This window comes from Streptomyces ipomoeae 91-03 (genome assembly GCF_000317595.1).
GTDB lineage: Bacteria > Actinomycetota > Actinomycetes > Streptomycetales > Streptomycetaceae > Streptomyces > Streptomyces ipomoeae.
The window spans coordinates 1-12,658 of the sequence record NZ_AEJC01000613.1 but is presented as its reverse complement, the minus strand read 5'-3'; the positions used below and the strand labels follow the sequence as shown (position 1 = coordinate 12,658).

Annotated in this window: 14 protein-coding genes; 4 read left to right on the top strand and 10 right to left on the bottom strand. The window is 70.9% G+C overall.

The genetic code is table 11. The annotated features are described in order from the left end of the window. Positions 1–163 precede the first annotated feature (163 nt). The 7 genes from STRIP9103_RS39235 to STRIP9103_RS39205 form a co-directional block, all read right to left on the bottom strand. Positions 164–1,183 carry a glycoside hydrolase family 6 protein gene (locus STRIP9103_RS39235; RefSeq protein ID WP_048821805.1) on the bottom strand — a complete coding sequence of 340 codons (1,020 nt, stop codon included), beginning with the start codon at positions 1,181–1,183 and terminating at the stop codon, positions 164–166. Positions 1,184–1,478: 295 nt separating this feature from the next. Beyond that, the gene (locus STRIP9103_RS39230; protein ID WP_009337147.1) at positions 1,479–2,180 is read right to left on the bottom strand and encodes a class F sortase; all 702 of its coding nucleotides are present in this window, start codon (positions 2,178–2,180) and stop codon (positions 1,479–1,481) included. 9 nt (positions 2,181–2,189) lie between these two features. Continuing rightward, entirely contained in the window at positions 2,190–3,041 is an 852-nt protein-coding gene (locus STRIP9103_RS39225) for a hypothetical protein (RefSeq protein WP_063747362.1), read from the bottom strand. Between the two features lie 159 nt (positions 3,042–3,200). Continuing rightward, entirely contained in the window at positions 3,201–3,980 is a 780-nt protein-coding gene (locus STRIP9103_RS39220) for an HAD-IIA family hydrolase (protein WP_009337131.1), read from the bottom strand. 159 nt (positions 3,981–4,139) lie between these two features. Further along, positions 4,140–4,964 carry a hypothetical protein gene (locus STRIP9103_RS39215; RefSeq protein ID WP_009337132.1) on the bottom strand — a complete coding sequence of 275 codons (825 nt, stop codon included), beginning with the start codon at positions 4,962–4,964 and terminating at the stop codon, positions 4,140–4,142. A 205-nt stretch (positions 4,965–5,169) separates the two neighbouring features. Further along, complete coding sequence (locus STRIP9103_RS50355; RefSeq protein WP_009337152.1) at positions 5,170–5,829, bottom strand: hypothetical protein; 660 nt, start codon at positions 5,827–5,829, stop codon at positions 5,170–5,172. Between the two features lie 236 nt (positions 5,830–6,065). Then, the gene (locus tag STRIP9103_RS39205) at positions 6,066–7,355 is read right to left on the bottom strand and encodes an ROK family transcriptional regulator (protein WP_009337129.1); all 1,290 of its coding nucleotides are present in this window, start codon (positions 7,353–7,355) and stop codon (positions 6,066–6,068) included. Positions 7,356–7,409: 54 nt separating this feature from the next. On the opposite strand from STRIP9103_RS39205, the gene STRIP9103_RS39200 reads away from it, so the two are divergent. From STRIP9103_RS39200 to STRIP9103_RS39190, 3 genes are all read left to right on the top strand, one after another. After that, the gene (locus tag STRIP9103_RS39200; RefSeq protein WP_048821804.1) at positions 7,410–8,513 is read left to right on the top strand and encodes a Gfo/Idh/MocA family protein; all 1,104 of its coding nucleotides are present in this window, start codon (positions 7,410–7,412) and stop codon (positions 8,511–8,513) included. Positions 8,514–8,593: 80 nt separating this feature from the next. Beyond that, positions 8,594–8,833 carry a type II toxin-antitoxin system VapB family antitoxin gene (locus STRIP9103_RS39195; protein ID WP_048821803.1) on the top strand — a complete coding sequence of 80 codons (240 nt, stop codon included), beginning with the start codon at positions 8,594–8,596 and terminating at the stop codon, positions 8,831–8,833. Beyond that, positions 8,830–9,249: a PIN domain nuclease gene (locus STRIP9103_RS39190; protein WP_009337128.1), complete on the top strand. Its 420-nt coding sequence runs from the start codon at positions 8,830–8,832 to the stop codon at positions 9,247–9,249. The genes STRIP9103_RS39195 and STRIP9103_RS39190 overlap by 4 nt, the downstream gene beginning before the upstream one ends. 77 nt (positions 9,250–9,326) lie before the next feature. Here STRIP9103_RS39190 and STRIP9103_RS39185 read toward each other — a convergent pair whose 3' ends face one another. Then, positions 9,327–10,118 (bottom strand): YidC/Oxa1 family membrane protein insertase, encoded by a 792-nt coding sequence (locus tag STRIP9103_RS39185; RefSeq protein ID WP_048821802.1) that lies wholly within the window; start codon positions 10,116–10,118, stop codon positions 9,327–9,329. A gap of 151 nt (positions 10,119–10,269) precedes the next feature. Beyond that, entirely contained in the window at positions 10,270–10,581 is a 312-nt protein-coding gene (locus STRIP9103_RS39180) for a DUF6412 domain-containing protein (RefSeq protein ID WP_009337142.1), read from the bottom strand. A gap of 340 nt (positions 10,582–10,921) precedes the next feature. On the opposite strand from STRIP9103_RS39180, the gene STRIP9103_RS39175 reads away from it, so the two are divergent. Further along, positions 10,922–12,445, top strand: coding sequence for a glycoside hydrolase (locus STRIP9103_RS39175; RefSeq protein WP_009337125.1), 1,524 nt, complete (start codon positions 10,922–10,924; stop codon positions 12,443–12,445). Here the strand turns inward: STRIP9103_RS39175 and STRIP9103_RS50350 are convergent. After that, positions 12,442–12,582: a hypothetical protein gene (locus STRIP9103_RS50350; RefSeq protein ID WP_158696946.1), complete on the bottom strand. Its 141-nt coding sequence runs from the start codon at positions 12,580–12,582 to the stop codon at positions 12,442–12,444. The two genes, STRIP9103_RS39175 and STRIP9103_RS50350, sit on opposite strands and share 4 nt — an antisense overlap. Positions 12,583–12,658: the final 76 nt, after the last annotated feature.

Genomic DNA, 12,658 nt, shown 5'->3' with positions numbered 1-12,658 from the left:
CGATCGCCAGGCGGTACACGAAGCGGCGTACGGCGCGCTCGGGGGCGGTGAAGAGTGGCGCGAGCCGGTCCAGCGGGGCCCGGCGGAGGACCTCGGCGAGCAGTTCGGTGGCGAAGACACCCCTTTCGCGGTGGCTCCCCCACCCCATGAGGCGCCCGGCGCCTCAGTCAGACGCCTTGGCCAGCTCCAACGCGTACTCCGGCCACCACTCCCCCGCCTTCGGCCCGCCCTTGCACTCCCCGTCCGACTCCCCCGGCCGCTTGACCCACAGGTACGCGTCCACCAGGGGGTCGGCCGTCTCCGTGGTGGGCGACTCGCCAAGTGCGCGCCCCGGAGGGTTGCACCACTGCTCCTCCTTGGCGCCCTCGGTCCACGGCCCGTTGCCGTTGCGGCTGGTGTCGATGACGAACGGCTTGCCGCCGACCTTCGCGGAGAGCTGTTTGCCGTACTCGATGGAGTCCTCGGTGGTGTAGAAGTTCGAGACGTTGACGGCGAAGCCGTCGGCCTGCTCGACGCCCGCCCACTTGAGCGGCTCGGCGATCCTGTCGGCCTCGCTCCACCCGGCGTTGCCCGCGTCCAGGTACACCTTCGTGTTCTTCAGCGCGCCCAGCTTCTCGATCGCACCCTTGAGCAGGTCGTACCGCTCCTCGTGGAACTCACCCGGCGTGCAGCCGTCCACCACGTGGAGCACCGCGTCGGGCTCCAGGACGACCGTGGCCGGCCGGTCCCCGATGCCCTTGACCACACCGTCGATCCACGCCCGGTACGCGTCGCCGTCGGCCGCGCCGCCGCCGGAGTACTGGCCGCAGTCGCGGTGCGGGATGTTGTAGAGGACGAGGATCGCGTCCCGGTCGGCCTTCGCCGCGGCCTCGGTGAAACCCCTGGCTTCCCCCTCGGGGTTCTCCGGCCCGATCCACTCGCCGGTGGGCTGTTCGGCGATCCTGCGGATCAGCTCGGCGTCCTCGTCCTTGCCGGCCTTCTCGTAGGCGGCGACCTGTGCCGCCGCGTTGCCCTCCGGATTGACCCAGAACGGGTCCGTGTCGCTCGGCTGTTGAGTGATGTCGGAGTCCGACGCCCGGTCGTCCTCACCGTCGCCGTCTCCCCCGAAACAGCCGACCAGCAGCAGTACCGCCCCCGCCACCGCCACGGACGCCCGCACTCCGGCCCCCCTCCTGGCGTACATCCAACTCCCCCTTGGGTGCACCGTGTCGTAAGCCCCAATCCTGACATAATTCCCCCCTCGCCCACAGGCCGTCACCGGTCCGGCGCGGGCCCGATCCGATCGCTGACTTGGCGTCAAAGTCCCTCTGGTCCAAGGGGGTTCACACGTTCTACAGTCGCGATTCCAGGACCTCCCGTGCCGCGTCGGGTCACTCCCGCAGCCCGGGCGCGCGCGGTCGAGGACCGGCCCGGTCGGCGGCTCCCGGGGAGTGGGCCGTCGACCGGGCCGGGTGTGGGCGCCCCGAACCGTCGGGACGTCACGGCCCCGTCCCGCTGAGGTACGCGGAGACGACCACGTTCGCCGTGTAGCTGCGGCTCTTCTTGTCGAAGGTGCCGCCGCAGGTGATGAGCCGCAGTTCGGCGCGCCCGGGCTGCCGTACGCCGTAGGCCTGTTCGGCGTCGAAGTCGTCCCGCCCGAGGACCTGCACGTCGTCCACGGTGAACTCGGCGAGCGTGCCGTCGGAGCGGGCCACCCTGATCCTCTCGCCGACGCGCAGGGCGCTCAGCTTGTAGAAGACGGCGGGCCGGGTCTCGGTGTCGTTGTGTCCGACGAGCAGCCCGACCCCGGTGGCGCCCGGTCGCGCACCGCGCGCGTACCAGCCGACGACGCCCGGCTGGTCGTAGGGCGGCGGGTCGATCGCCCCGTCCGCGTCGAGGCCGCGCGGCACGATCGGTGCCTGTACGCCCATCGCGGGGATGTCGAGCCGCTGGGGCCGGGCGGCCCTCAACGGCTCCAGGGCAGGCGGAAGTTCGGCCTGGGCGGGCCGCCCGACCGCCGCCACGTCGCCCGTGGCCGGCGCGGATATCCCGTGCCGTACGTCGGTGGCCTCGCGCCCCCACAGCCACAGCCCGAGCAGCAGCACGGCCCAGGCGACACCGGTGGCGAGACGGCCGGTCCCGCTCGCGGTCCGCGTCCCGGACCCGAATCCACTGTCGTCGGAGTAGTCCCGGCTGGACAAGGCGCCCCCTCACTTGCCTCTGCGGCCCCGGCGCGCACTGCGCGCCACCACGGCCACCGCCGCGACCGAGGCCAGGACCAGCCCGACCACCGTGTGCGAGGTGCCGGGACCGGTGTGCCGGGCGTCGTCCATCGAGTTCGCGGGGTCGGCGGAATCGCGCGAGGTCGTGCCGTCCCGCGCGGCGTCCGAGTCCGCCGTGTCCATTGCGTCCATCGCGTCGGCCAGGCCCGTCAAGTCACCCGAGTCCGCCAAGTCGGTCGGGTTCGCGGCCGGTTGGGCGGCTGCTCCGCCACCGCCCGCGCGGACCGGGGCGATCGGGGAGGCCGGAGCCGTGGGCGGCGGGGCGGCCGGCGGGGCGTCGGCGGACCTGGAGGGAAGCGGCCTGGCGAAAGAGTGCTGAGAGGGAGACAGTTTCGAAGGAGACGGTTTCGAGGGTGGCGGCTTGACGGGAAACGGCTCGGCGAAGGGCGGCCTGGAGGGGGAGGGCCTGGCGGTGGACGACTTCCCGTCGCCGACCTTGATCGTGCCCTTGACCTTGTCCTCCTTGCCGTCGCAGGAGACACGCACCTCGTAGGTGCCCGGTGCGAGCGTGGACCGTACACGGGTCTCCCCCGCCAGCGTGCCGACGCTCCTGCCGCCGAGCACGGTGAGCTGCGCGTCCGCGACGAACGCCTTCGACGCGGCGGTGCCCTGCTTCCCCTCGCAGCCCCTGGCCCGCACCTGGATGTCGCTGCCGGGCGTCGGCTCGGTCGGCACCACCGAGACGTCTCCGGAATCGGCCGTACACGCCGCGGACGCCGACACGGTCAGAGCGACCGCGGCCACCGCCCCGGTACAGAGAGTGAGTCGCAGTGAGCCCATGGTGAACCTCCAGACACCTGAGACTCCCGCGCCGGCGGTCGGGCTGCATCCGGGGAGGCCGACGACTGCTCCGTCTGGGTGGCTGAGGGTTTACGGGACCGGCTCGTGCGGCTTGCGCACAGAAATGCGACTGACGCTCGACGCAGTCGCCGCCGGTGCTCAGACGCGGTCGACCAGGTCGGCGATCGAGTTCACGACCTTCGACGGGCGGTACGGGAACATCTCGACCTGCTCGGGGGTGGTCAGGCCGGTGAGGACGAGGAAGGTCTCCATACCGGCCTCGATGCCCGCGAGGACGTCGGTGTCCATACGGTCGCCGATCATCGCGCTGGTCTCGGAGTGGGCGCCGATCGCGTTGAGGCCGGTGCGCATCATCAGCGGGTTCGGCTTGCCGGCGAAGTACGGCTGCTTGCCGGTCGCCTTGGTGATCAGCGCGGCCACGGCGCCGGTCGCGGGCAGCGGGCCCTCGGTGGACGGTCCGGTCTCGTCGGGGTTGGTGGCGATGAACCGGGCGCCGCCGTTGATCAGCCGTACCGCCTTGGTCATGGCCTCGAAGGAGTAGGTGCGGGTCTCGCCGAGGACGACGTAGTCGGGGTCGTGGTCGGTGAGGACGTACCCGATGTCGTGCAGGGCGGTGGTGAGCCCCGCCTCCCCTATGACGTACGCGGTGCCGCCGGGCCGCTGGTCGTCGAGGAACTGGGCGGTGGCGAGGGCGGAGGTCCAGATGTTCTCGACGGGTACGTCCAGACCCATCCGGGAGAGGCGGGCGTGCAGGTCGCGGGCGGTGTAGATCGAGTTGTTGGTGAGCACCAGGAAGGGACGGCCGGACTCCCGCAGCTTCTTGATGAAGGCTTCGGCGCCGGGGATCGGCACGCCCTCGTGGATGAGCACACCGTCCATGTCGGTGAGCCACGACTCGATGGGCTTGCGCTCTGCCATGTGCGATCTCCTGCCGACCTGTGTCGATCTCTGTCGATTCCCGGCGTACGTCCGTACATGCGTACGCCCGGGTCCGTGCCCAACCCTAGTGAGAGGTGGCCGGAAAAAGGAGGCCGATCTTGGCGGCTGAGACCGCCCCACCCGGGCGTCCCCACCAGGTCACCGGGCCCTGCGCCGGGCGAGGACCACCAGCAGCCCGCCGACGGAGACGACCAACAGCCCGATCGCGTACGGCAGGAGACCACGGACCACCCCGGTCCCGGCCAACTCGGAGGCGTACGGCCCGTCGCTCCGTACGCCACCCTCGTCCCGATCCCCGCCGCCGACCGCCCCTTCTGCGCTCCCGGGCTCCGTCTCGGTTTCGGTCTCGGTCTCTCCCCCTCCCTCTCCCTCTCCCTCTCCACCGTCGTCTTCTTCGTCGACGATCCGGAAGTGGTAGTCGTTCGACTCCCCGACCCACTCGCTGTCGTCGCCCCGCCGCTCGACGACGGCCGCCTTGGCGACGACGTCGTTCGGTACGGCCGCGTCGGAGGTGACGGAGAGGCGGACCTTGACGGTGAGGGTGCGGCCGGGCGGCACGCTGAAGCCGTCCCCGTCCTCGTCGATGACCCCGACGAGTTCGTCCGAGTCGGTCTTCTCGAAGGTGACGGGGCGGGAGGTCGTCGAGTCGGCGTCCTCGTAGAACTCCATCTGCGGCTGCGTCCGCTTGAGCGTCCGCGCCCCGTCGGCCAGCACGATCACCGGGTGGATGTTCGCGCAGCGCCGGGTGGTGGTGTTGGTGAGCTCCAACGACCAGGTACGGAAACCGCCGCCGGCGACGTAACTGGCGGGGCCCCCGTTGATACGGGTGCGGATCGGGAACGTGCCGCTGTCGGCACCGGTGCAGGTGGCATGGTCGTCGGCCGCCGCGAGTGCGGGGTCGGGCCCGTTGACGAGGGCGGCTGCGGTGGCGAGGGCAAGGGGCAGACGATTCGACAGTCGCATGAACACATGACTCTGACAACCGAGGTGGGGGACGGGGACCGCCACGCCCGGGGGGCCTGGGACAGGGGCGGAAGTCCGCTCGATCAGCGGAGTGGGGAGCGCCTTTCGGGGGGCCGGGGTGCGCGCCTCGCGGGCAGGCGGCGACCGAACTCGGTCGAGGTTGCCGTGATCGGCGTGCCCGCGAGGCGTTCTTCGCGCGCCGACCCTAGAACTTGCCCAGGTAGCTGAAGCTCTTGTAGTGGTTGTACGTGACCCACAGGTCGCCGGTGCTGATCGCCCGCACGAAGCGCTCGTTGTAGGTCTTCTCACCGAACTGGGGCCGGTGGTCGAAGATGTGCGCGTTGTACTCCTGGAACGTTCCCCGGTAGTTCCGCGACGACGGTCCGGCCTCGCCCTGGTTCATGAAGTCCCGGAGCGAGTTGCCGTTGTCCCAGTACCGACCGCCCGTCTCGATCCATTCGCGGTGATGGTTGCCGAGGTGGTCGACCCAGCTCGCGACCTGCCAGGAGGCGTCACGGTCGCCGATGCCGCGCCAGTTCGGCCACCCCAGACGCTCCCAGTAGTCCTCGGCCCGCGCCGGCATCTTGCCCTTGGTCAGCTTCTCGGGGTGCCGGTAGTCGCCCTTGATCGGGGCCTTGCCCTTGTCCTTCGAGGGGGCCGGGCAGGTGCCGATGGGGGTCCCGCCTCCCTCACTGCACTCGGCCGCGTGCGCGGTGGACGCCAGGCCGAGGCCGCCGACCGTGAGGCTGAGCAGCAGTGCCGGAATCGCGACCCGCCGGGCGCGGCCCCGCGGACGGGCCGGGCCGCGCCGCGTCTCGTGCGCCGTCTCCGGCATCCCCGGCGTCTCCGTCTCGGTTGCGGACATGATGGCTCCTTGATCTGGTCTCGGACCCTGTTCCGGATCCTTTCCGAGGCCGTTCGCCTCGGCTGGCCAAAGAAGACCAGCGGCGCGTAACAGTGGCTCGGCAGCCGGATCACACGCACCTCTCGGAAATGATGGGCGGCTGTTACGCCGACATCTGGAACCCGCGACCCGACCCGGCCGTCATCGACCCGATCCCGAAGTGAGCGGGCGCCTCAACGGCGACGAGGCGTCCGGCGCTACACGTCCGCCCGCCCGAACAGCGGCGCCAGCAGCAACTGGGCCGCCCCCTCCGCAACACCCCGTGAACCGCCGGGGGCGATCCGCACGGGCACCGCCGGCTCCTCCCCCTGCCGCCGGGCCCACTCGTCCAGCACGGACCCCACCCCCCGTACGAACACCTCGGGCTGGGCCTCGACCGTCCGCCCCCCGAGCAGCACGAGCTCGATGTCGAGCAACCCCACAAGGTTCGCGGCCCCCGCGCCGAGCACCCGGGCGGCCTCCTCCACGTCCCCCCGGGCCACCGCCGCGAGGCACAGCGCCTCGATACACCCCCGGTTGCCGCATCCGCACAACGGCCCGTTCAGCTGCACCACCTGATGCCCGAACTCCCCGGCCCGGGTCCGGGCCCCCCGGTGCACCGTCCCCCCGATCACCAACCCGGCCCCCAGTCCCGTACCGAGATGGATGTACGCGAACGACCCGTGCGTCCCCGCGATCGCCGCCAGCCCGAGGGCCGCCGCGTTGGTGTCCTTGTCCACGACCACCGGCATCCCCAGCCGCCGAGCGAGCGTCGCCCGCAACGGAAACCCCTCCCACTCGGGAAACCCGGTGACCCGATGCAGCACGCCGTGCAGATGGTCCAGCGGCCCGGGGAGAGCCACGCCGACGCCGAGAACGGGGAGGGAGGGGGCCGCTCCGAAGGCAGGCCCGGAGGAGGGACCGGCCACCACGCCCTCGGGCCCGGCCCCGGCACCGGCCCCGGCCCCGACGGCGCCAGTCGTCCCCGTACCAGCACCGGCACCCGCACCCGCACCCGCACCCGCACCCGCACCGAAACCGGAACCAGCCCCCGCGCCCGTCAACACCCCCCACACCGCCCGAGCCGCCCCCTCGATGACGGCGTCCGCCCCGGCCCCCAGAGACAGCGCGGCGCGCCGCTCGGCGACCACCGCCCCGGTCAGATCGCAGAGCACGGCGATCAGCTCATCGCGATCCAGGTGCAGCCCGACCGCGTGCCCGGCGTCGGGCACGAGCCGCAGCACGGTCCGCGGCTTCCCCCCGGTGGACGCCCGCTGCCCCGCCTCCGCCACCAGCCCGTCCGCCCGCAGCCGAGCGGTGATCTTGCTGACGGCCTGCGGGGTGAGCCCCGTACGCTCGGCCAGCTCAAGCCGGCTTATCCCGGCCGCCCCGGCGGTCCGCAGCAGATCCAGCACCAACGCGCCGTTGTGGCTGCGCAACGCGAGGATGTTCACGCCGGACACTCCGCCGGTACGCCCGTTGCCGTTGCCGTTCACGTTGCCGTTCACGCCCCTATTGTCCCGCCCTTGCACTTTGGCAACAGCGTTGCTTAAGTGGACACCATGACAGGCACCACCACCGGCACGAACGCGCCCTCCTCCTCCCTCCGCGTCGCCCTGGTCGGCTACGGCCTCGCGGGCTCGGTCTTCCACGCCCCGCTGATCGCCGCGACGGAGGGCCTGGCCCTCGACACGGTCGTCACCTCGAACCCGGAGCGGCAGGCGCAGGCCCGCGCCGAGTTCCCGGAGGTACGGCCGGTGGCCACGGCGGACGAGCTGTGGGCCCGTGCGGACGAGCTGGACCTGGTCGTGGTGGCCTCGCCGAACAAGACGCACGTACCGATCGCGACCGCCGCCCTGGAGGCGGGCCTCGCGGTCGTCGTCGACAAGCCCATCGCCGGTACGGCGGCCGAGGCGCGCGAGCTGGCGGCCCTCGCGGACTCCCGCGGCCTGCTCCTCTCCGTCTTCCAGAACCGCCGCTGGGACAACGACTTCCTGACCCTCCGCAAGCTGCTCGCCGAGGGCGAGCTGGGCGAGGTCCGCCGCTTCGAGTCCCGCTTCGAACGCTGGCGCCCCCAGCTCAAGGGCGGCTGGCGCGAGTCCGGCGACCCCGCGGAGATCGGGGGCCTCCTCTACGACCTGGGCAGCCATGTCGTCGACCAGGCCCTCACCCTCTTCGGCCCCGCGACCCTCGTGTACGCCGAGTCCGACCTCCGCCGCCCCGGCGCCGAGACGGACGACGACACGTTCATCGCCCTCACCCACGAAAGCGGCGTCCGCTCCCACCTCTACGTCTCCGCCGTAGCCCCCCAACTCGCCCCGCGCTTCCAGGTGTGGGGATCCAAGGCGGGCTACACGAAGTACGGCCTGGACCCCCAGGAAGCGGCCCTGCGCGAGGGCGAACGCCCCAAGCCCGGCACCCCCTGGGGCCTGGAGCCCGAGTCCCTGTGGGGCCGGGTGGGCGCCGACGAGTCCCTCCTCACAGCCGCCGGCCGCCGCGGTGTCCCCACCCTCCCGGGCGACTACCCGGCGTACTACGCGGCCGTGGCGGCGGCGTTGCGCGGCACCGGCGACAACCCGGTGACGGCGTACGAGGCGGCGGCCACGCTGGACGTACTGGAGGCGGCACGGAGGTCGGCGCGCGAGGGCGTGGCGGTGCCCATCTGATCGCCCCACCATTTGATATCGGTTCATCCCGGAGAGCGATATCGTTGCGGTGTAGCGCCGATCTCCGGAAGGGCCCAGCCATGTCTCGCACCGTAATTGATCTCGATGACCAGATGGTCGCCGAAGCCATGCGTATCTATGGCACGACGATAAAGGCCAAGGCGGTCCGCATGGCGATGGAGGACGCGGTCAAGCGCCACCTGCGGCGCGAGTTCGCCGAGGCGGTCAAGAGCGGCGAACTCGACTTCAGCGAGATCATCACCTCGACCGGCCCAAAGGACATGGACGGCACCTCGGACACAGGTGGAGCCGCCGCGTGACCCAGCGGTTTCTGGCCGACAAGTCCGCACTCGCCCGTTGGAACCAAAGCGCAGTTGCCGATGTGTTGGACGAGTTGGACGAGCGCGGTCTGCTGGCCATCTGTGCTCCGGTCGAGTGGGAGTTGATCTACAGCGCGCGCAACAAGGCTGACGGCGAGCGGATCCGCCTGCTGTTGTTCGGCTTCGAACTGCTGCCGACCCCCGACGACGTCTGGGACCGTGCACTCACGGTCCAGCGCGAAGCGCTCGCCCGCGGCATCCACCGTTCACTGTCGATGGCCGATCTACTGATCGCCGCCACGGCCGAGCGTCATCGCGCCACCGTGCTCCACTACGACGGCGACTACGACACCATCGCCTCCATCACGGGCCAGCCCACCCGCTGGATTGTCCCCCCGGGCACCGCCGACCGCTGAACCCCGCCGGAGCCTGCGCCGAGCACCGGCCCCTTGGCCGACGAACCTCAGCCCCCACCCCTCAGGCGCTTCTCAACCTACTTCGCAGACGCGGCCGAAGCCGAAGGCGCCGCCGGGGTCACCGGGTACAGGAACGCCCGCTCCACCGCACTCCACGTCGTACTGGTCACGACGTACAGGGCCGCCGCCAGCGGCACCACGGCCACGGTCAGCAGTGTGAGGAAGGACATGAACGGCATCAGCTTGCTGACCGTGGCCATGCTCTCCGCCATCCCGGGCACCTTCTCGTCCCCACCGGCCCCCGGCACACCGGCGACCCCCGCAGCGCCCAGGGGATTCGCGGCCATCATCAACTTCGTACGCCGGAAGTTGAAGGCCGCGACCCCGGCGACGATCACGAACAGCCCGACGTAGACGAGCCCCTGCGCCCCGAACACTCCGCCCTCGCCCAGCGCGTCGGCCCACCGGTTGCCGAGCGGCGCCGCGAACAGCTGATGGGTGAGCAACTCGTTCGCCTCCCCGCCGATCGTCGTGTTGGAGAACAGGTGGTAGAGGAGGAAGAAGGCGGGCAGCTGGCAGAGGCTGGGCAGGCATCCGGACAGCGGCGACACCTTCTCCTGCTTGTGCAGTTCCAGCACCGCCTTCTGCAGCTCCTTGGGGTCCTTGGCGTGCTTCTTCCGCAGCTCCGCGATCTGCGGCTGCAACGCCACCCGCGCCCGCTGCCCCCGCGCCGACGCCCGGGACAGGGGGTGCACGAGCAGTCGTACGAACGCGGTGAACAGAACGATCGCGGCAGCCGTCGCCGAGGCGTGGAACAGCGGCTCCAGCAGCTCGGCGAGGCGAGCGACAAGGTCGGCGAATACGGACATGGGTGTGAGCCCTCCAGGGTCTCGTCGGCCGGTGGTCATCCGGAACGCCCGAGGTCGGACGACCGGAGAGAAGAACTTGGCGCGACGGCCCACGCGGGGGCACAGGTCCGGAGACCGGGACAGCTGTGACCAGGACAGCTGGGGGAGTGCCCTACGCGGTGACCGTCAGGAGGGCACGTCCGGGCGCCCGGGGGCGCGTACGGCCGCGTGCGTCGGGATCCCGTTGCGGCAGGAACGCCGTACGGCGCTCACGTTCCCGTATCGCCGTCCGCACGCGCGTACGCAGTACGACGGGTGCGCAGTGCGAGGCGATGACCGCGCAGGCGGCGAACGCCGACCCGGCCGCGGCGGTGGCCGCGCAGGCGACGGCGGCGGAGAGGGTGCCGGTGTCGAGGAGCGCGACCTCGAAGAGGAGCAGCAGAAGCATGGCGGCGGGCCGCAGCCCGACCCAACTCCTGATCATGGCTTCTCCTCTCCTGCGGCGGCGGTCTCGTGTCCCACGGCGGCGGTCTCGTGGCTGTTCGCACACATGCTCTCATCCGAGCCGCACCGAGCACAGCTCTCCCCACAGTACGAGGTGGTCCGTGGAGGTGGCCTCGGGGGCGCAGGCGGCCCGGTGCTTCTATCTACCCTTCTCATAACCCTTGAAAGAAATCCGAAAAAAGGGTGTCAGAACTCTCGACAACCTCACCATTCACACCTGACCCTTCCGTAGGACGACCGCTCCCCACGGGCCCCCACCCCCGCGGCCGTCCGTGTCCCCATCTGCAATGACCTCGGCACCCGCATCCCCCGGAGCTGACATGACGGCATCACCACCCACACCCGAGAGCCCCAAGGACAGACCCCCGGCGTTCGGCCGACGGGCCCTGCTGGCGGCGGCCGGCGGTGCGCTCGCGGGTACCGCCCTCGGTACCGGCACCGCCCACGCGGACGCGACCGTCGCGATCAACCCCGCGACGAAGTACGGCACCTGGGAGGGCTGGGGCACCTCGCTCGCCTGGTGGGCGAACGTCTTCGGCGCCCGGGACGACTTCGCCGACCTCTGGTTCACCACCAAGACGACGACGTACAACGGCACCGCGCTCCCCGGCCTGGGCATGAACATCGCCCGCTACAACCTGGGCGCGTGCAGCTGGAACAGCGTGGGCGGCGAGACCATGGTCGAATCGCCGAACATCCCCGCCTTCAAGCAGATCGAGGGCTTCTGGCAGGACTGGAACAACGAGGACCCGACCTCCTCGGCCTGGGACTGGACGGCGGACGCGAACCAGCGCGCGGCCCTCAGCAAGGCGGTGGCACGAGGCGCGACCACCGAGCTCTTCGCCAACTCCCCCATGTGGTGGATGTGTCTGAACCACAACCCCTCGGGCGCGGCCGACGGCGGCAACAACCTCCAGTCCTGGAACTACCGCCAGCACGCCTCCCACCTGGCGGCGGTGGCCCTCTACGCCAAGAACAACTGGGGCGTGAACTTCGCGACGGTCGACCCCTTCAACGAGCCGGCGTCGACGTGGTGGACGGCGACCGGCACCCAGGAGGGCTGCCACATGGACCCGGCGGTCCAGGCCGCCGTACTCCCGTACATGCGCAGCGAGTTGGACAAGCGAGGCCTGACGTCCGTCCGTATCTCGGCCTCCGACGAGACGAACTACGACACGGCCCGCTCGACGTGGAGCTCCTTCAGCTCGTCGACGAAGGCCCTGGTGAACCAGGTGAACGTCCACGGCTACCAGGGCGCGGGCGGCCGAAGGGACCTCCTCTACACGGACGTGGTCACCACGTCCGGCAAGAAACTCTGGAACTCGGAGACGGGCGACAGCGACGGCACGGGCTGGACCCTCGCCCGGAACCTCTGCTACGACTTCCGCTGGCTGCACCCCACGGCGTGGGTCTACTGGCAGGTGATGGACCCGACGGCGGGCTGGGCGATGATCGCGTACGACGCGAACACGCTCCAACCGACGACAGTCCAGACCAAGTACTACGTGATGGCCCAGTTCAGCCGCCACATCCGCCCCGGAATGACGATCCTGGACGCGGGCTCCAGCTACACGGCGGCGGCCTACGACGCGACGGCCCGCCGCCTGGTGATCGTCGCGATCAACACGTCGACCTCGGCCCAGACCCTCACCTTCGACCTCTCCCGCTTCACAACGGTGACCGGCGGCACGAACGGCCTGGTCCCCCGCTGGAACACCCACACGTCGGGCGGCAGCGACCGCTACCGCGCGTACTCGGACACGTTCCTGAGCGGCAAGTCGGTGGCGGTCCCGTTCGCGGCGGGCGCCGTACAGACGCTGCAGATCGACGGCGTGACGATCTAGACGCCACAGCCGACGCCGACCGCCGGCTGTGGTCTCTCGTCTGTGGTCTGTGGTCTGCGGCATGAGCGGGCGGTCCGCTCCAGGCGGGCCGCTTCGGAGGTGTGGTCGACGTTCTCGGCAGGAGTGTCGGGGCGCATGGACGACACCGTACTGCCCAGGGGGGAGCGGGGGAGAGAGGGCTTTCGCCGTGCTGCGCTTCGTGCCGGTTGTGAG

What these genes read in the sequence shown, in the direction of transcription:
- STRIP9103_RS39235 (WP_048821805.1), bottom strand. Translation starts at nt 1,183, where the DNA reads ATGTACGCCAGGAGGGGGGCCGGAGTGCGGGCGTCCGTGGCGGTGGCG.
- STRIP9103_RS39225 (WP_063747362.1), bottom strand. Translation starts at nt 3,041, where the DNA reads ATGGGCTCACTGCGACTCACTCTCTGTACCGGGGCGGTGGCCGCGGTC.
- STRIP9103_RS39220 (WP_009337131.1), bottom strand. Translation starts at nt 3,980, where the DNA reads ATGGCAGAGCGCAAGCCCATCGAGTCGTGGCTCACCGACATGGACGGT.
- STRIP9103_RS39215 (WP_009337132.1), bottom strand. Translation starts at nt 4,964, where the DNA reads ATGCGACTGTCGAATCGTCTGCCCCTTGCCCTCGCCACCGCAGCCGCC.
- STRIP9103_RS50355 (WP_009337152.1), bottom strand. Translation starts at nt 5,829, where the DNA reads ATGTCCGCAACCGAGACGGAGACGCCGGGGATGCCGGAGACGGCGCAC.
- STRIP9103_RS39200 (WP_048821804.1), top strand. Translation starts at nt 7,410, where the DNA reads ATGACAGGCACCACCACCGGCACGAACGCGCCCTCCTCCTCCCTCCGC.
- STRIP9103_RS39195 (WP_048821803.1), top strand. Translation starts at nt 8,594, where the DNA reads ATGTCTCGCACCGTAATTGATCTCGATGACCAGATGGTCGCCGAAGCC.
- STRIP9103_RS39185 (WP_048821802.1), bottom strand. Translation starts at nt 10,118, where the DNA reads ATGTCCGTATTCGCCGACCTTGTCGCTCGCCTCGCCGAGCTGCTGGAG.
- STRIP9103_RS39180 (WP_009337142.1), bottom strand. Translation starts at nt 10,581, where the DNA reads ATGATCAGGAGTTGGGTCGGGCTGCGGCCCGCCGCCATGCTTCTGCTG.
- STRIP9103_RS39175 (WP_009337125.1), top strand. Translation starts at nt 10,922, where the DNA reads ATGACGGCATCACCACCCACACCCGAGAGCCCCAAGGACAGACCCCCG.
- STRIP9103_RS50350 (WP_158696946.1), bottom strand. Translation starts at nt 12,582, where the DNA reads ATGCGCCCCGACACTCCTGCCGAGAACGTCGACCACACCTCCGAAGCG.